Genomic DNA, 16,482 nt, shown 5'->3' with positions numbered 1-16,482 from the left:
GCGAGGATCGGTATGAAGGGTTACGTCTTCCACGGCCCCGGACAGTCCGCCTGGGAGGAGGTTCCCGATCCGGAGATCCGGGAGCCCGGCGACGTCATCGTCCGCGTCGACGCCGTCACCGTCTGCGGGACGGACCTGCACATCCTCAAGGGCGACGTGCCCGAGGTGCGCCCGGGGACCGTCCTCGGCCACGAGGCGGTCGGCGAGGTCGTCGAGACGGGCGCCGACGTCCGCACCGTACGGCCCGGCGACCGGGTGCTCGTCTCCTGCGTGACCGCGTGCGGGCGCTGCCGCTTCTGCCGCGAGGGCATGTACGGGCAGTGCCGGGGCGGCGGGGGCTGGATCCTCGGGCACCTCGTCGACGGCACCCAGGCCGAGTACGTACGGGTCCCGTTCGCCGACCTGTCGGTGCACCCGCTGCCCGGCGCCCTCGCAGGCGAGGACGCGGTGCTGCTGGCGGACATCTTCCCCACCGCCTACGAGGTGGGCGTCCTCAACGGGAAGGTGCGGCCCGGGGACACCGTCGTCGTGGTCGGCGCGGGACCGGTCGGGCTGGCCGCCATCGCCACCGCCCGGCTGTTCGGGCCGGAACGGGTGGTCGCCGTGGACCTGGCGGCGGCCCGGCTCCAGGCGGCGAAGGAGTTCGGCGCCGACGCGGTGGCCGACGCGAGCGAGGGCCCGGAACAGCTCGTCGAGGACCTCACCGGGGAACTCGGCGCGGACGTGGTGATCGAGGCGGTGGGCCTCCCGGAGACCTTCGAACTGTGCACCCGGGTGGTGCGCCCCGGCGGGCACGTCGCCAACGTCGGCGTGCACGGCGCGCCCGCCACCCTGCACCTCGAGGACCTCTGGATCAAGAACGTCACCATCACCACCGGCCTGGTCGACACGCACTCCACGCCCACCCTGCTGCGGATGGCCGCGGCCGGCCGGCTGCCCACCCGCAGCCTGGTCTCCCACACCTTCCCCCTCGACCGGATGCAGGAGGCGTACGACGTCTTCGCCGACGCGGCCGGCACGGGGGCGCTCAAGGTCGTCCTCGGCGTCCCGCAGCACGATGTCGTGGCCGTGCCCTCGACCGTCTGACGACACGGCAGGACACGGCGGGACACGGCGGGGCGGCGGAACCCGGCCGTCCCGCCGCCCTGCCGCACGGGTCCGCGGGAGGACACGTTCCGCCCGTGCGGGCCGGGAGACGACGCGCGACCCTGGAGGGGGGCGCGGTCGGCACCCGTGCGAGGAGGTGACCTCCCATGGCGAGGACGCATGGTGCGAGGCCCACGGTGCCCTGGTGGCGCTGGCGGCGCAATCCGCTGTGCCGCCGCAGCGACGTCGCCGAGGCCTGGCTGCTGATCGCGACGGCCGTCCTCGCCCTGGTCCTCTCGGGGTTCGCCGGGCTGGCGACGGCGGGCGCGGTGGACGCGTCGCTCGACGACCGCCGGGAGCGCACCCGCCCGGTCCCGGCCGTGCTGGTCGAGGACGCGCGCGACGCGGCCCCCGTGTCCGAGAACGGCGACGGCGGCGTGTGGGCCGAGGTGCGCTGGACCGCCCCCGACGGCACCCGCCACACCGGACGGGCCGAGGCGCCCGCCGGCAGCAGGGAGGGCGCCGAGGTCACCGTGTACAACGACGAGTCCGGCCGGCTCGTGTCCGCGCCGCCCGAGGGCGCCGAGGCGGACTTCCAGATCGCCATGGCCGGCGTCACGGTCTCCTTCCTCGCCGGGGGCACGGTCCTGCTCGCCGGGTGGGTCGCCCGGGCCCGGCTGCGGCTGCGGCGCCTGGACCGGTGGGAGGCCGAGTGGCGCCAGGTCGAACCGATGTGGCGCAAACGGATGACCGGCTGATCCCGCCGTGCCCGGGACAGCACCCCGGTCCCATGTGGCGATCTGCTGAATTGCAAATTTTCGCAACTCACTACATGCTTGCCTCGTCCTGCCGTCGCGAACGAAGCAGAGGGGCCGTGTCCGTACCGCTGCCATCGGCCGGGATCCGGTCCCGGCTCACCTCCCTGCTGCCCACCCGCGCCGACCTCGCCCAGGCCCGCCGCCACCCCCGCCGGGACCTGCTGGCCGGACTGACCGTCGCGGTCGTCGCGCTGCCGCTCGCCCTCGGCTTCGGCGTGTCCTCCGGCCTCGGCGCGGAGGCCGGACTCGCCACCGCCGTGGTCGCCGGTGCCCTCGCGGCCGTGTTCGGCGGCTCCCGCCTCCAGGTCTCCGGCCCCACCGGGGCGATGACCGTGGTGCTGGTGCCGATCGTCGCGGACCACGGACCCGCCGGCGTCCTCACCGTCGGACTGATGGCGGGCGTCCTCCTGGTGGGCCTCGCCCTGCTCCGGGCCGGCGGCAGCATGCGCTACGTGCCCGCGCCCGTGGTGGAGGGCTTCACCCTCGGCATCGCCTGCGTGATCGGGCTCCAGCAGATACCCCACGCCCTCGGCGTGGCCCAGCCGGACGGCGAGCGCGTCCTGGAGGTCGCCTGGCACGCGGCGCGGGACTTCGCCCGCGACCCGCACTGGACCGCCCCCGCGCTGGCCGTCGCCGTCGCGGCCGTGATGATGACCGGCGCGCGCTGGAAGCCGGCCGTCCCCTTCTCCGTCCTCGCGGTGATCGCGGCCACGGCCGTCGTCGAGACCGCGGGGCTCGACGGCGTACGGCCCATCGGCGACCTGCCGGCCGGGCTGCCCGCGCCCTCCCTGGCGTTCCTGGACACCGCCGCCCTGGCCGGTCTGCTCGCCCCCGCCCTCGCGGTCGCGGCGCTGGCCGCGCTGGAGTCTCTGCTGTCCGCCTCCGTCGCCGACGGCATGACCGCCGGGCAGCGGCACGATCCCGACCGGGAGCTGTTCGGCCAGGGCCTCGCCAACATCGCCGCCCCGCTGTTCGGCGGCGTCCCCGCGACCGGCGCGATCGCCCGCACCGCCGTCAACGTCCGCACCGGCGCCACCTCCCGGCTGGCCGCCCTCACCCACGCCGCCGTGCTCGCCGTGATCGTCTTCGCGGCCGCCCCGCTCGTGTCCCGCATCCCGCTGGCCGCCCTCGCCGGGGTGCTGCTGGCGACCGCGGTGCGCATGGTCGAGGTCGGCTCGCTGCGCGCGATGACCCGGGCCACCCGCTCCGACGCGGTGATCCTCGTCCTCACCGCCGTCGCCACGCTCGTCCTCGACCTCGTCCAGGCGGTGATCATCGGCCTGGCCGTCGCCGGGGTGCTCGCCCTGCGCGCGGTCGCCCGGCAGGCCCGGCTCGCCCCGCTGCCGCTCGGCCGGGGCGACCACGCGGACGAGGAGCACGCCCTGCTCGCACGGCACATCGTCGCCTACCGCCTCGACGGCCCGCTGTTCTTCGCCGCCGCCCACCGCTTCCTGCTGGAGCTCGCCGGACTGGCCGAGGTCCGTGTGGTCATCCTGCGGATGTCCCACGTCAGCGTCGTCGACGCCACCGGGGCGCTGGTCCTCAAGGACGCGGTGACCGAACTGCGGCGGCGCGGCATCGTCGTCATGGTCTCCGGCGTCCGCCCCGGCCACCGCCGCGCCCTCGACTCCGTGGGCGTCCTCGACCTGCTGCGCCACGAGGGCCGGGAGTACGCCGGCACCCGCGAGGCGATCGAGGCGGCCCGCGCGCACCTGCGACGTGACGGGGTGCTGTGCACGGGCGAGGCGTCGGCCGCCGCTCCCGTGCCCGCCGGTGACGCGCCATGAGGTCCGGGTCCGCGCCGGCCGCCCTGCCGCACCGGCACGTGCTCACCGTGCCCACCGGTCCCGGCGCCGTGCGCGTCGCCCGTGAGACCGCCGAGCGGGCCCTGGCGGAGTGGGGGACCGACGCACGGCACCCGGCGGTCGGCCCGGCCCTGCTGATCCTCGGCGAACCGGTCGCCAACAGCGTCCGGCACGCGGCCGCCGTGTCACCGCGGACCACGGTGGTCCACGCGGCGGGCCCCGGCTGCCTGGTGCTCGCCGTGCACGACCACCACCCCCACCGCCCGGACCTCACCGGACCGCCCGCGGCGGGCCACGGCGGGCGGGCCACGGTCCTGGAGCTCACCCACGGCTGGGCGGCGCCGCGGTCGTCCGGGAAGACGCCGACGGCCCGGGGAAGAGCGTCTGGATCACGCTCCCGCTGTGAGCCGGCTGGAGACGGCCGGCGCGGGGCGGGCACCTGACGAGTTGCTAATGTCGGAAACTGTCGAAGCCGATGGCGACGCACGGACGGGGCGAGGGACCGAGGAGCGGGTGAACGGGCCGTACCGCCGCCGCGCCGGAAAGGGAACGGCACGATGAGCACGCCGCTGTACCAGCTGAAGGCCGAGTTCTTCAAGACGCTGGGCCATCCCGCCCGGATCAGGGTGCTGGAGCTGCTCAGCGAACGCGAGCACTCGGTGGGGGAGATGCTCCCGCACGTGGGCATCGAGCCCGCGCACCTCTCCCAGCAGCTCGCCGTGCTGCGCCGGGCGAACCTGGTCGTCGGACGCAAGGAGGGCTCGGCGGTCTACTACTCCCTGACCGACCCCCATGTGGCGGAGCTGCTGCGGGTGGCGCGCACCATCCTCTCCGGCGTCCTCGCCGGCCAGGCCGAACTCCTCGCGGACCTCCAGGCCGCACAGGGGGAGACCAGGACCGTGCCGTGACGGCACGGCCGGCGGGGCGTCAGGCGCCGGCCCGCCGGCCGTGCAGGAACAGGTGCGGCTCCGGGCGGGCCTCCGGGTGGCTCGGGGTGAACATCGTGCTCTCCTCCCACTCCACCGACAGCCCCGCCTCCCGCACGAGGGCGATGACGTCCTGCGCCGCGAAGCTGGTGACGCGGGCGGGCCGCCCCATGAACACCCCGTCGAACTCCTCCACGTCCAGCGGCACGGTGGCCAGCACCAGCAGGCCGCCCGGCTTGAGCGCGGCCGTCAGCCGGTGGACCAGGTCCCGCTGCTCCGCCCGGGCCATCTGCAGCAGCGCGAAGTACACGCAGACCGCGTCCCAGGAGCCCTCCGGGAGCGGCATCCGCCGGACGTCCTCGCACCGGAACTCCGCCTCCGGCACCTGCCGGGAGGCGATCTCCACCATCACGGGTGACACGTCGACGCCCAGCACCCGGTGTCCGGCGCCGGCCAGCGTGGCGGCCGTGGGCCGTCCGGTGCCGCTGCCCACGTCCAGCACCGTGCTGCCGGGGGAGAGCCGCGCGAGCAGCCAGGCCAGCGACGCCCGGTGGGCCGAGGAGGACGCGAACGCCTTCTCGTAGTCGCTGCCCAGCGCGTCGAACAACGCCGCCGCCGGTGATCCGTGTTCCTCGCCGCCCACGACACACCCCGCTTCCCAGTCGCCGATGCCGGGCATCGTGCCACTCGTGCGCCGCCGTCACAACGGCACCTCCGGGTCCGGCTTGCGGACGCGGCGGCCGGCACGGCAGGGTCGTGGACGTGCCGACCCTGCTGATCGTCCACCACACGCCCTCGCCGAACTGCCAGGCGATGTTCGAAGCCGTCGTCTCCGGCGCGACCGCCCCGGGGATCGAGGGCGTCCGGGTGGTGCGGCGCGCCGCGCTGTCCGCGACCGCCGCCGACGTCCTGGACGCCGACGGCTGCCTCCTGGGCACACCCGCCAACCTCGGCTACATGTCGGGCGCCCTCAAACACTTCTTCGACCAGGTCTACTACCCCTGCCTGGACTCCACCCGCGGTCGCCCCTTCGGGTACTACGTGCACGGCGGCAACGACGTCACCGGCGCCGTGCGGGCGATCGAGTCGGTCACCGCCGGCCTCGGCTGGCGCCGCGCAGCCGGGGCCGTGACCGTCACGGGCGAGCCGGACAAGGCCGCCCTGGAGCGCTGCTGGGAGCTGGGCGCCACCCTCGCGGCGGGACTGGCGGACTGACGCCCGCCGGACCCCGCGGGGTCAGGCGCCGTCCATCCTCTGCCGGTCCTGCTCGTCCCAGGCGCGCGTGTCGCGCGGCTGCGTGTACGGCTCCTCCTGCGGCGGGTGCCCCCCGGCGATGGCCCGCTGCCGGGCGATCTCCGCGTCGAACTCCAGCCCCAGCAGGATCGCCAGATTGGTGATCCACAGCCAGATCAGGAAGATGATGACACCGGCCATCGTGCCGTACGTCTTGTTGTACGAACCGAAGTTGGCGACGTAGAGGGCGAACCCGGCGGACGCGGCCAGCCAGATCAGCAGCGCCACGAAGCTGCCCGGGGTGACCCACCGGAACCCCTTCACCTTGGCGTTCGGCGCAGCCCAGTACAGCAGCGCGATCATGAAGGTGACCAGCAGCACCAGCACCGGCCACTTGGCGATCGACCACACCGTGAGGGCCGTGTCGCCCAGCCCGAGCAGATCGCCCGCCTGCCGGGCCAGCCCGCCGGTGAAGACCACGATCAGCGCGCTGATCGTGGCCATCAGCAGCAGGGCGACCGTCACGCCCACACGGACCGGCAGCACCTTCCACAGCGGGCGGCCCTCGGGCATGTCGTACACCGCGTTCGAGGAGCGCATGAACGCCGCCACGTAGCCCGACGCCGACCAGACGGCCAGCACCAGACCGAGGACGGCCACCAGCGACCCGATGCCCGCGTTGCCCTGCAACTGCTGGATCGCCTGGGTGATGATGTCCCGCGCCGCGCCGGGGGCGGTGAGCTCCTGGACGTTCTCCAGGACCTTGTCCGTCGTCGACTTCCCGGTGAGGCCGAGGACGGACACCAGGGCCAGCAGCGCCGGGAACAGCGCCAGGACTCCGTAGTACGTCAGGGCGGCGGCGCGGTCGGTGAGTTCGTCGTCCTTGAACTCGCGCACACTGCCCTTCAGCGCCGCCTTCCAGGCGCCCTTGGGCAGCTTCGTCGGGGTGTCCGGCGCCGCCCGTTCCACCGCGTCGTTCGGGCCCGGCTCCTGCGCCGGCTGCCCGGCCTGCCGCGAGGAAGCGGACTCGTCCGGCGCGTCCTGGTGTGCCGACCGGTGGTCCCGGCCCGGAATATGCAGCTTCATGGCCACCGGGTGCCCCTGTAACGCCATGTCACGCCCGGGCGCGCGGGTGGCGCGACCACGCGGGGAACACCTTGTGGGAGCGCTCCCATGAGTGCAGGATACCCACCATGACCACATCCCCCGCTGTCCGTCCGTACCGCCCCGAGGACCGCGAGGCCCTCGACGACATCTGTGTCCGCACCGCGCACAACGGCCAGGACAGCCGCCCCCACTACGCCGACCCCTCCGTCTTCACGGCCGCCTTCGCCGCCCCCTACGCCCACCTGGAGCCGGAGCTGGCCTTCGTGCTGGACGACGGACGGGGAAGCGCGGTCGGCTATGTCGTCGGCGCCGCCGACACCGCCCGGTTCGCCGAGCGGTTCCGCGCCGAGTGGCTCCCTCGGGTGGCCGAGCGCCATCCCGCACCGGCCGGCCCGCCGGCCACCCCGGACGAGGAGATCGCCCGGCTGCTGCACCACCCCGAGCGGATGGTCGTGCCGGAGCTGGCCGCCTGGCCCGCCCATCTGCACATCGACCTGCTGCCCGAGTGGCAGGGCCGGGGTCACGGGCGGCAGCTGATGCGCACCCTGCTCACCGCCCTCGCGGAGCGCGGCGTCCCGGCCGTGCACCTCGTGATGACGGCCGCCAACGAGCCCGCCCGCGCCTTCTACGACCGGATGGGCTTCGAGGAGATCGGCGTGCCGATGGACGACTCGGTCGTCTGTCTCGGCCGCTCCACACGGGACCTCGACCGGCTCTGAGGGGCGCTTCCCGCACGTCTTCGCGGGCCTTCGCCGTCGAAAGCGTCGAACGCGCCACGGGGTGACGGAAGTGGCGAGAACGAAGGGTTGCCCCTTCCGTCGTCCGGGCGCAGATTGCCCTTTGGGAGCGCTCCCATCGGGCGCACGCGGCGGATGTGCGCGTCCGCACCTCCTGACCCTCGTGACGGAAGGAAGAAACCATGAATTGGCATGTACATGATTGTATGGCGCGTGATCTGTCGAGAGGCCGGTCCCGGCTCGCCCTCGCCCTGAGCGCCGTCGTCGCCGCACTGCTGTGCCTGGTCCCCTGGAGCGGCACGGCCCACGCCCACGGCTCCGTGGTGGACCCCGCGTCCCGCAACTACGGCTGCTGGCAGCGGTGGGGCAGCGACTTCCAGAACCCGGCGATGGCCCGGCAGGACCCGATGTGCTGGCAGGCCTGGCAGGACAACCCCAACGCCATGTGGAACTGGAACGGCCTCTACCGTGACGGGTCGGGCGGCAACTTCCGGGCGGTCGTCCCCGACGGCCGGCTCTGCAGCGGCGGCCACACCGAGAACGGCCGCTACCGCTCCCTCGACACGCCGGGCGCCTGGAAGACCACCGACGTGGGCAGCAGCTTCACCGTCGACCTGTACGACCAGGCGAGCCACGGCGCGGACTACTTCCTCGTCTACGTCACCAAGCAGGGCTTCGACCCCACCACCCAGCGCCTGCGCTGGGACGACCTCCGGCTGGTGACCCGGACCGGCTCCTACGCCCCGGGCAACCACTACGCAATCCCGGTGAGCACGTCCGGCCTGAGCGGCCACCACGTCGTCTACACGATCTGGCAGGCCTCGCACTCGGACCAGACGTACTTCCTGTGCAGTGACGTGAACATCACCTGAGCGGACCCGAGCGGGGAGGACAGGGCGCGCCGACGCCCGCGGCCCCCACCGGACGCACCCCGTCCGGCGGGGGCCGCGCGTCCCAAGCGGCCTGCGGTCGCTGAGATTCCGGGAAGAAACCGTGAGCCGGTTGAACGCGGCGCGGTCCGCCCGCGTATGGAGCGTGGGAATCGAATGCCCGCCCCCCCCGCGACAGAAGCGTAGGAGTACTGCCTTGGCACGCAACACACGCAGACGCCCCAAACAGCGCGCGACGCTCGCCGCTTTCGCCCTGATCCTGGGCGGCGGCGGCATGATGGCGGCCAACGTCTACGCTTCCGCGACGGACGGCGGGACGGCGGACGCGCAGGCGCTGTCGGGCGCCGCCACCATCGACTGCCCCGACGTGGCCACCGAGCTGACCGCGGTGCCCGACCAGGCCCGCGCGGAGGTGGACAAGGAGCTCGCCGGCCTCGACGCCCAGATCGCCGAGGCCTACCAGCGGCTCGGCGAGTCGGCCGACGCGATCCGCCAGGACCCCGGCTTCGCCCAGAACGCCATCGCGGGACCGCTGAAGGACAAGCGCGCCGCGGTGCTGGCCCGCATCGGGGCCGCCATCGAGAAGGCCGGCGGCGAACGGCCGCAGGACCTCGACGGCCTCGCCGCCTGCGCCGTGCGCGACTCCGGCAACGCCCCCGCCCCCGAGGAAGGCGGCGACGGCGGCGAGCAGCCCGGCGACGGCCAGGACCAGCAGAACGGTGACGGCCGGCAGAACGACGGCGAGCAGCAGGACGGCGGCGAGCAGCAGGGCGGCCAGGACGGTCAGGGCCAGGACGGCGGCGAGCAGCAGGGCGGCGGCAACGGAGGTCAGGCGGGCAACGGACCGGTGCCCGGCGACTACGTCCCCATCGGGAGCGTCCAGCCCGATGCCGACACCCCGCAGCCGTCGGGGAACGCCTCCACCGGCACCTTCACCAGCGAGTGCGGCGTCAACGAGAACGGCCTGTTCAACTCGGACAACGTCATCGCCGCCCCCGGCGTGAGCAACGGCGCCCACCACTTCCACGACTACATCGGCAACCAGGCCACCGACGCCTTCGTCAGCGACGAGGAGCTGGCGCGGGCGGAGACCAGCTGCGAGGACCAGCGCGACAGGTCCTCCTACTACTGGCCGGTGCTGCGCCTGCAGAACGGCACCGAGGAGCGCGACGCCCAGTCCCCGGGCGGCGGCATCGAGGGCAACGTCGGTGAGATCGTCACTCCGAAGGACGTCACGCTGACCTTCGTCGGCAACCCGAAGGGCAAGGTCACGGCCATGCCCCGGCTGCTGCGCATCATCACCGGCGACGCCAAGTCCTTCGTCAACGGCCCGGCCAACGCCAACGCCTCCTGGAGCTGCACCGGTTTCGAGGACCGGCAGCTGAAGGACAAGTACCCGCTGTGCCCGGAGGGCAGTGACGTGGTCCGCACGTTCGCCTTCCAGAGCTGCTGGGACGGCCGCAACATCGACAGCGCCAACCACCGTACGCACATGGCGTTCACGGACGCCGAGGGCAGCTGTCCGGCCGGTTTCCGGCCCATTCCGCAGCTCGTCCAGCGCATCGTGTACGACGTCGACGCGCCGAGCCTGGAGGACGGCGGCAAGACCGTTCCGCTGTTCGCGGTGGACTCCTTCCCCGAGCAGCTGCACAAGCCGATCACCGACCACGGCGACTTCATCAACGTCTTCGAGGAGGACCTGATGAACGAGATGGTCGACTGCATCAACGAGGGCCGCACCTGCGGCGCCGGCGGCGACAACGGTGGCGGCGACAACGGCGGCGGCGACGGCGGCGGCGACGACGGGGGCGACAACGGCAACGGCGACGGTGACGGGGGCGACGGGGGCGACAACGGCGGCGGCGAGCAGCCCACCGCCACGCCCGGCGCCCCGGGCCAGGGCGACGACGGCGGCAACGACGGCGGCGACCAGGGCGGCGGCAACGACGGCGGCGACCAGGGCGGCGGCGACCAGGGCGGCGGCAACGACGGCGGCGACCAGGGCGGCGGCAAGGACGACGCCGGTCAGGGCGGTGGCAAGGACGGCGGGGACGACGGCCAAGAGCAGCCCGCGGCCACCGGGAGGCCCGCGGACGGCGAGGTCACGGCCGCGCCCGAGCAGCCCGACGTGAAGGTCTCCGACCCGGCCGACGCCGGTGGCCAGGACGACGCCAGGGACGGCGCGGACGCCGGGAACGGCGGCGACGGCGGCCAGGCAGCCCAGGCCGCCCAGGTGCCCGGCAGCCTCCCCGAGATCGAGGGCAGCACCCAGGCCCAGGGCGGCGGCGGCAGCCTCGCCGAGACCGGCGCCCAGCTGTGGCCGGCCGCGATCGGCGGAGTGCTGGTGGTCTTCGGCTTCTTCGTCCTGCGCAGCGTGCGGCGCAACGCCTGACGCTCCGCACACGGAGGGCGGCGGGACCCCTCGGGGCCCTGCCGCCCTCCGTCACCGCGTCCGAGGGCCTCCGCCCGCCTCCCCGGGCGGTCAGGCCGTCTCCGCCCGGTCGTACGCCGTGAGCAGCAGCGCCACGTCGTCCGGCCGGTCCTCCGTGCGGCGGGCCGCGCCGATCAGCCGGTCGGCCAGCTCCTCCACGGAGCCGGTCCGGCCGTCGGCCAGGCACCGGCGGACCGTGTCGATGCCGGTCGCGATGTCGCTGCCGGGCACCTCGACGAGCCCGTCCGTGTAGAGCGCCAGCACGCTGCCGGGGTCCAGGGTGAGCGCGGTGACCGGGTAGACGGCGTCCGGCTGCACCCCCAGCAGCACCCCGCCCTCCAGTTCCAGCGTCTCAGCGCTCCCGTCGGGGCGGCGCAGCAACGGCGGGGGATGACCGGCCCGCACGGCCCGGGCGTGCCCGGTCGCCGGGTCCAGTTCGATGTAGCAGCAGGTGGCGAAGAGGTCCGTCTCCAGCTCGGCGAGCAGCCGGTTGGTGTGCGTGATGACCTCCTGCGGCGGCCGCCCGCTCGAGGCGAAGGCGTGCACCGCGCTGCGCAGCTGCCCCATGACGGCCGCGGCGCCCACGCTGTGCCCCTCCACGTCCCCGATGACCAGCGCCACCCCGCGCCCCGTCGGGATGACGTCGTACCAGTCGCCGCCGATGTCCATGCCCTTGGTGCCGGGCAGATAGCGGCCGGTGGTGCGCAGCCGGTCGACGGCGGGCAGCCGGTGCGGCAGCAGGCCCTCCTGCAGTCCGCGCGCCACGGCCGACTCGGCGTCGTAGAGCCGGGCCCGCTCCATGGCCTGCGCGGTCAGGCCGGCCAGCGCGGTCAGCGCGCTGCGCTCCTCCGGGGTGAAGCGGTGCGGGGTGTTCCAGCCGAGGATGCAGGAGCCGATCGGGTGACCGGAGGCGATCAGCGGCAGGAACGCCCAGGAGGCCATGGGGTCCAGCGTCAGCTTCGGGTACGCGCCGACGAGTTCCTCCGGCGACTCGAAGAACAGCGGCAGGCGCGTGGTCAGCGTGTGCACCCCGGGCACGTCGGCGTCCAGCGGAATGCCCTCGAACGGGTCGAGGAAGTGCTGCGGATAGCCGTCCTCCCACAGCAGGTACATCCGTCCGTCGCGGACCGCGTAGAGGGCGACCTCCCGCGCCCCGAAGGCCGGCAGCAGCTGTTCGGAGACGGCGCGGCACACGTCCCGGACGGTGACGGCCTCGGTGAGCACGCTGGCCATCTGCACCACGTGGTACAGCGCCCCCGCGCGGGCGGTGGCGACCAGCCCGGTCGGCGGGTCCGCCGGGGGCGCCGGGGACGGCGTCAGGGTCCGGCCCGGCTCGGCGCCCGCCGGGGCGGCCGTGCGGAAGACCCGTCCGGTCAGCCCGTGCACGCCCGGGTAGAGCACGAAGCCGAGCCAGATCCCGTCCGGGTCGCGCACCAGGTACGACACCGGCTGCTGCGTCAGCATCGCCGCCCGGTAGCGGTCCTCGTACGCCGGGTCGCGCAGCCAGGTGAGCACCCGCCACGGGTAGTGGCCGAGCAGCCGCTCCAGATCGCAGCCGAGCAGGTCCTGACAGCGGCGGTTGGCGTAGATGACCCTGCCGTCCTGGTCCAGGGAGAACAGTCCGTCGGGCAGCCGCTCGGCCGCCTCCGCGGCGGTGACCCCGCCCGCCACGTCGACCAGGGCGCCCACCAGCAGCCGGGCCGCGCCCTCCGCCCGCACCACGTGCCCCCACAGCTCCACCGGCCGGTAGTGGGCCGCCTCGGCGCCGTCCCGCGACTCCTCCAGCACCCGGAAGTGCCGGCCCCGGATCTGCCCGGTGTCCTCCGCCTCCCGCCGGGCCGCCCGCAGTGCGTACAGGTCGTCCGGTGACACCCGCTCCTCGACCGCGGCCAGGGTGCCGCCGAACCGGTCGCGGTCCACGCCCAGCAGCGCCAGCGCGTCGTCGTCCCCGGCCCAGGTGTCGCTGTCCAGGTTCCACTCGACCATGCCGACCGCCACCGCCCGGGCGGGCGGCGTCGGCAGCCGCACGCTGACCGGCTGGTCGTCGTACTCGATGCTGTACGCCGGCGCGTCCGCGTCCGTACGGCCGGGCAGGCGGCGGGCGAACGCGGCGAGACGCTCCTCCATGTCCCGCCCGGCCCGGCGCAGCCCCTCGCGCACCTGCTCCTCCCCGGCCGGCTCAGGGGCGGAGGAGTGCAGCACCGCGAGGACGCCCACCGTCTCGCCGCCGACCCGCACCGGGTGGTGGGCGTGCGCGAACGAGTACGGCAGCGCGGCCGTGAACTGCGGGAAGCGCAGCATCGTCGCCCGGTCGTCGGGCAGATACTGGGTCTCGCCGCTGCGGAACGCCTCGCACATCGGCAGCGCGCCGCTCACCGGGATCCGCCACCACGGCTTCAGCAGCGCGCGGGGCACGCCGGACACCACGCAGAGCACCAGCGACCTCTGGTCGGGCGACCGCAGGTACACCGCCCCGCCGTACCCCCCGGTGTCCCGCACGGCCGCCACCACGGCGTCCGCGAGCGCGTCCTCGACACGCGCCCCGGGAGGACCGGTCCGGCTCCTCCCCGCGTCGGGTACGGGCGGGCCCGCCGGCCGCTTCCCGCGCGGTGCGGCGGCTGCACCACCCATGTGACGCCCTCCCGGTGCACACGAAACGGGACGATCGTCCGCTCCCCACCAGCATGTGCCATGCGCGCCGGTACGGCGACCGGCCGCACGGACCGCAACCATCAGGGCATCCCGGTCGTCTCACCGGATACCAGAACGTTGTCGTCCCAGGGGGCCGAAAATGCTTCAACCAAGAACGATCTGCGCGACAGTCGTGCTGCTCGGCGCCACGCTGGTGACGGCGGCGGCCCCGGCCGTGGCCGCCCCGCCGGCGGCGCCGGCCGCGGCGACGGCCTGCTCCACCGGCTGGGGCAGCGGCGACAAGGCGGCCACCGCCGCCACGACCGCCTCCGTCCGGGACGTGCGCACCGGCCGGCACGACTGCTACGACCGCATGGTCGTCGACGTGCCCGGCGCCGCGCGCGGCGACCTCGGCCACTTCGTCCGCTACGTCGACCGGCTCCACCAGGACGGATCGGGACGGCACATCCCCGTCTCCGGCGGCGCGGTCCTCGAGGTGCGCGTCGCCGCACCGGCGTACGACCCCGAGACCGGCGCGGCCACCTTGCCCGCGCGCGCCGGAGGCACCCTGCCGGGCGTCGACCTGACCGGATACCGCACCTTCCGGGACGCGCGGTTCGCCGGCAGCTTCGAGGGCGACACCCAGATCGGCCTCGGGGTGCGCGGACGGCTGCCGTTCCGCGTGCTGCAGTTCGACGGGCGTCTCGTGATCGACGTCGCCCACACCTGGACCGACGCCGCCCGCTGAGCGCGCGCCGTGCGACGAGCCGGGCGGTCAGAGCTCCGCGCCGCCCGACTCGCAGACCTGCCGCGCCACGTCCCGCAGCTTGGTGTTGGTGCGCTGCGACCGGGTGCGCAGCAGGTCGAACGCCTGGTCCTCCGCGAGGCGGTGCCGGCCCATCAGGATGCCCATCGCCTCACCGATCAGGTGCCGGGTGGCGAGGGCCTCCTGCAGCTGCTCGCCGGTGCGGGCGGTGGCGAAGGCGACCGCCGCGTGCGACGCCAGCAGCCAGCCCGCGGCCTCGCTGTCCTCGGTGAACATCCCCGGCTTGCGGGAGTACATGTTGAGCGCGCCCAGCTCCTCCTCCCGCGTGTACAGCAGGAACCCCATCATGCTGCCCACCCCCAGCTCCCGGCACCGGGGCACGAAGCGCGGCCAGCGCTCCGGGGGCTCCGTCAGGTCGGGGACGCGGAAGACCCGCTCCGGGCGGTCGGGCCGGGCCGCGTCGAAGCACGGCCCCTCGCACAGCTCCCCCTGCAGCCGGTCGCTGACGGACACGAACTCCTCCGTCGGCGCCAGCGAGCGCACCCCTCCCTCGCCCAGGACGAGGATGCCCGAGGCGTCGCAGCCGTCCACGAGCTCCACGGCCGAGCGCGAGATCTGCTCCAGCGTCGCGTCGAGCGTGTGCTCCGCGAGCAGATCCCGGGCCATCGACGCCATGCGCTGAGCGAAGACCCGCCAGTCCACCGTCCGTCTCCTCCGTCCGGCCGTGCCTCCCCGGCCATCGTGACTTCCCCCACGGGTCGCCTCTTTCCCTCCCCGCACCGAAACAGGCCGTCCGTCCCCGCATCCGGTGAGCGCGCCGATCGGGGGCAGACGGCCTACGTGATCTCCGGCGTGCCCCGGCCACCGGGGACGCCGGCGTCCGGCCCGTCAGAGAGAGGAGTCACCACGGTGACCATGCCCGAGCGTCGTACCCGTGCGTCGCGCCCCGGCCGGCGCTTCGACCTGCGCTCCACCGCCGTGTTCTTCGGACTGCTCGCCGCGGCGCTGGTCATCGGGGGCCTGGCGGTGCGGGCACTGGCCGGGGTGGTGCAGCGGCGCCCGGTGTGGGCCGTCGTGCTGCTCTGCCTGGTCGTCGCCGTCGCGCTGGCCCGCGGCCGCCGCAGGCGACGGCTGTCGGCGGCGCGGATCGCCCGGCACGCCGGGGACGCGCTGGCCCGGGGCACCTCCACCGCCCTCGACGCCCTGGACGCCCCGGCGCCGGCCCCGCTCGCCGTCCCCGCCCAGGCCGGCCCGCCCGAGGAGGTCACCTCACCGCTGCCCGTGGCCCAGGGGATCGACCACGAGGCGCTCACGCCCGACGAGTTCGAGGCCGCCACCGCGGAGCTGTGCGCCCGGGACGGCTGCACGCGGGTGCGGGTGGTGGGCGGCGCGGGCGACCTGGGGGCCGACGTGACCGGGCTGACCCCCGACGGCCGCCGCCTCGTCGTCCAGTGCAAGCGCTACGGCGAGGACAACAAGGTCGGCTCGCAGGACCTCCAGCGCTTCGGCGGCACCTGCTTCACGGTCCACGAGGCCGACGTCGCCGTCGTCGTCACCACCGGCGAGTTCACCGTGCCGGCCCTGGAGTACGCCGAGCAGTGCGGCATCGTCTGCGTCGACGGCGACGGGCTGCTCGCCTGGAGCCAGGGACGCGCGGCCGCGCCGTGGGCGGCGGTCCCCCGCGAGGAGCCGGCGTAGCGGGCCGCTGTCAGTGCCGGATGCCACCCTGCCGGTATGGACGAGACGGAGTTCATGCGCGGCAGGGTGTACGGGGCGGACCACGACGATCCGGGTCCGCGCGAGGGACGGGTGTACGCGGAGCTGTCCGGCGGCCCGCTGGACGGCCTGCTGCTGGACGTCACCGGTCACGGCCCGGCGGAGCGGCGGCACGGCGTGGGCCTGCCCACCGAGATAGGCCGCTACGGCCCCGGCGGCCGCGCGGTCTACGCGCCCCGCGCGGCCGGCGACCGGGTGTACGAGTGGCGGGGCGACGTCCCCTGACCGGTCCGCCCCGCACGCGGGTACGGAGGCGCCGACCGGGGCAGAGGTAAC

The 16,482-nt window shown here is 74.6% G+C and carries 15 protein-coding genes and 1 pseudogene; 12 read left to right on the top strand and 4 right to left on the bottom strand.

The window, feature by feature from the left end:
• Nucleotides 1–12 precede the first annotated feature (12 nt).
• The 5 genes and pseudogenes from ACWH4W_RS23725 (at nucleotide 13) to ACWH4W_RS23705 (ending at nucleotide 4,617) form a co-directional block, all read left to right on the top strand.
• Nucleotides 13–1,086, top strand: coding sequence for an alcohol dehydrogenase catalytic domain-containing protein (locus tag ACWH4W_RS23725; protein WP_473077877.1), 1,074 nt, complete (start codon nucleotides 13–15; stop codon nucleotides 1,084–1,086).
• A 167-nt stretch (nucleotides 1,087–1,253) separates the two neighbouring features.
• The gene (locus tag ACWH4W_RS23720) at nucleotides 1,254–1,844 is read left to right on the top strand and encodes an Rv1733c family protein (RefSeq protein ID WP_473077876.1); all 591 of its coding nucleotides are present in this window, start codon (nucleotides 1,254–1,256) and stop codon (nucleotides 1,842–1,844) included.
• Nucleotides 1,845–1,960: 116 nt separating this feature from the next.
• Nucleotides 1,961–3,691, top strand: a complete 1,731-nt coding sequence (locus tag ACWH4W_RS23715) for a SulP family inorganic anion transporter (protein WP_473077875.1) — start codon at nucleotides 1,961–1,963, stop codon at nucleotides 3,689–3,691.
• Nucleotides 3,688–4,115 (top strand): annotated as a pseudogene (locus ACWH4W_RS23710) (ATP-binding protein). The gene ACWH4W_RS23715 and the pseudogene ACWH4W_RS23710 overlap by 4 nt, the downstream one beginning before the upstream one ends.
• Before the next feature lie 151 nt (nucleotides 4,116–4,266).
• Nucleotides 4,267–4,617, top strand: a complete 351-nt coding sequence (locus tag ACWH4W_RS23705; RefSeq protein WP_473077874.1) for an ArsR/SmtB family transcription factor — start codon at nucleotides 4,267–4,269, stop codon at nucleotides 4,615–4,617.
• Nucleotides 4,618–4,636: 19 nt separating this feature from the next.
• Here ACWH4W_RS23705 and ACWH4W_RS23700 read toward each other — a convergent pair whose 3' ends face one another.
• A complete protein-coding gene (locus ACWH4W_RS23700; RefSeq protein WP_473077873.1) occupies nucleotides 4,637–5,314 on the bottom strand; it encodes a class I SAM-dependent methyltransferase in 678 nt (225 codons plus the stop codon).
• Between the two features lie 83 nt (nucleotides 5,315–5,397).
• Here ACWH4W_RS23700 and ACWH4W_RS23695 point away from each other — a divergent pair, with 83 nt between their 5' ends.
• The gene (locus ACWH4W_RS23695) at nucleotides 5,398–5,850 is read left to right on the top strand and encodes a flavodoxin family protein (protein ID WP_473079246.1); all 453 of its coding nucleotides are present in this window, start codon (nucleotides 5,398–5,400) and stop codon (nucleotides 5,848–5,850) included.
• A gap of 21 nt (nucleotides 5,851–5,871) precedes the next feature.
• Here the strand turns inward: ACWH4W_RS23695 and ACWH4W_RS23690 are convergent, their stop codons facing one another.
• On the bottom strand, nucleotides 5,872–6,954 hold the full coding sequence (locus tag ACWH4W_RS23690; protein WP_473077872.1) for a YihY/virulence factor BrkB family protein: 1,083 nt from the start codon (nucleotides 6,952–6,954) through the stop codon (nucleotides 5,872–5,874).
• A 107-nt stretch (nucleotides 6,955–7,061) separates the two neighbouring features.
• Between ACWH4W_RS23690 and ACWH4W_RS23685 the strand changes: the two genes are divergently transcribed.
• The 3 genes from ACWH4W_RS23685 to ACWH4W_RS23675 all read left to right on the top strand — a co-directional run bounded on the left by ACWH4W_RS23685 (nucleotide 7,062) and on the right by ACWH4W_RS23675 (nucleotide 10,994).
• Complete coding sequence (locus ACWH4W_RS23685; RefSeq protein WP_473077871.1) at nucleotides 7,062–7,694, top strand: GNAT family N-acetyltransferase; 633 nt, start codon at nucleotides 7,062–7,064, stop codon at nucleotides 7,692–7,694.
• A 224-nt stretch (nucleotides 7,695–7,918) separates the two neighbouring features.
• Nucleotides 7,919–8,584, top strand: a complete 666-nt coding sequence (locus ACWH4W_RS23680; protein WP_473077870.1) for a lytic polysaccharide monooxygenase auxiliary activity family 9 protein — start codon at nucleotides 7,919–7,921, stop codon at nucleotides 8,582–8,584.
• Between the two features lie 295 nt (nucleotides 8,585–8,879).
• On the top strand, nucleotides 8,880–10,994 hold the full coding sequence (locus ACWH4W_RS23675; RefSeq protein ID WP_473079245.1) for a DUF1996 domain-containing protein: 2,115 nt from the start codon (nucleotides 8,880–8,882) through the stop codon (nucleotides 10,992–10,994).
• Nucleotides 10,995–11,084: 90 nt separating this feature from the next.
• On the opposite strand, the gene ACWH4W_RS23670 is transcribed toward ACWH4W_RS23675, so the two are convergent.
• Entirely contained in the window at nucleotides 11,085–13,664 is a 2,580-nt protein-coding gene (locus ACWH4W_RS23670) for a SpoIIE family protein phosphatase (protein ID WP_473077869.1), read from the bottom strand.
• A 160-nt stretch (nucleotides 13,665–13,824) separates the two neighbouring features.
• Here ACWH4W_RS23670 and ACWH4W_RS23665 point away from each other — a divergent pair, with 160 nt between their 5' ends.
• Entirely contained in the window at nucleotides 13,825–14,412 is a 588-nt protein-coding gene (locus tag ACWH4W_RS23665; protein ID WP_473077868.1) for an AMIN-like domain-containing (lipo)protein, read from the top strand.
• A gap of 27 nt (nucleotides 14,413–14,439) precedes the next feature.
• Here the strand turns inward: ACWH4W_RS23665 and ACWH4W_RS23660 are convergent, their stop codons facing one another.
• Nucleotides 14,440–15,132: a GAF and ANTAR domain-containing protein gene (locus tag ACWH4W_RS23660; RefSeq protein ID WP_473077867.1), complete on the bottom strand. Its 693-nt coding sequence runs from the start codon at nucleotides 15,130–15,132 to the stop codon at nucleotides 14,440–14,442.
• Between the two features lie 207 nt (nucleotides 15,133–15,339).
• Between ACWH4W_RS23660 and ACWH4W_RS23655 the strand changes: the two genes are divergently transcribed.
• Nucleotides 15,340–16,128 (top strand): restriction endonuclease, encoded by a 789-nt coding sequence (locus tag ACWH4W_RS23655; protein ID WP_473077866.1) that lies wholly within the window; start codon nucleotides 15,340–15,342, stop codon nucleotides 16,126–16,128.
• Between the two features lie 36 nt (nucleotides 16,129–16,164).
• Nucleotides 16,165–16,431 (top strand): hypothetical protein, encoded by a 267-nt coding sequence (locus tag ACWH4W_RS23650; RefSeq protein WP_106415685.1) that lies wholly within the window; start codon nucleotides 16,165–16,167, stop codon nucleotides 16,429–16,431.
• Nucleotides 16,432–16,482: the final 51 nt, after the last annotated feature.

It is taken from the genome of Streptomyces sp. DSM 120436 (genome assembly GCF_055778765.1).
The sequence above is the reverse complement of the archived record's forward strand: the minus strand, read 5'-3'. Positions and strand labels throughout refer to the sequence as shown.

What these genes read in the sequence shown, in the direction of transcription:
- ACWH4W_RS23670 (WP_473077869.1), bottom strand. Translation starts at nt 13,664, where the DNA reads ATGGGTGGTGCAGCCGCCGCACCGCGCGGGAAGCGGCCGGCGGGCCCG.
- ACWH4W_RS23675 (WP_473079245.1), top strand. Translation starts at nt 8,880, where the DNA reads ATGGCGGCCAACGTCTACGCTTCCGCGACGGACGGCGGGACGGCGGAC.
- ACWH4W_RS23685 (WP_473077871.1), top strand. Translation starts at nt 7,062, where the DNA reads ATGACCACATCCCCCGCTGTCCGTCCGTACCGCCCCGAGGACCGCGAG.
- ACWH4W_RS23690 (WP_473077872.1), bottom strand. Translation starts at nt 6,954, where the DNA reads ATGAAGCTGCATATTCCGGGCCGGGACCACCGGTCGGCACACCAGGAC.
- ACWH4W_RS23720 (WP_473077876.1), top strand. Translation starts at nt 1,254, where the DNA reads ATGGCGAGGACGCATGGTGCGAGGCCCACGGTGCCCTGGTGGCGCTGG.
- ACWH4W_RS23725 (WP_473077877.1), top strand. Translation starts at nt 13, where the DNA reads ATGAAGGGTTACGTCTTCCACGGCCCCGGACAGTCCGCCTGGGAGGAG.
- ACWH4W_RS23705 (WP_473077874.1), top strand. Translation starts at nt 4,267, where the DNA reads ATGAGCACGCCGCTGTACCAGCTGAAGGCCGAGTTCTTCAAGACGCTG.
- ACWH4W_RS23650 (WP_106415685.1), top strand. Translation starts at nt 16,165, where the DNA reads ATGGACGAGACGGAGTTCATGCGCGGCAGGGTGTACGGGGCGGACCAC.
- ACWH4W_RS23680 (WP_473077870.1), top strand. Translation starts at nt 7,919, where the DNA reads ATGGCGCGTGATCTGTCGAGAGGCCGGTCCCGGCTCGCCCTCGCCCTG.
- ACWH4W_RS23700 (WP_473077873.1), bottom strand. Translation starts at nt 5,314, where the DNA reads ATGCCCGGCATCGGCGACTGGGAAGCGGGGTGTGTCGTGGGCGGCGAG.
- ACWH4W_RS23665 (WP_473077868.1), top strand. Translation starts at nt 13,825, where the DNA reads ATGCTTCAACCAAGAACGATCTGCGCGACAGTCGTGCTGCTCGGCGCC.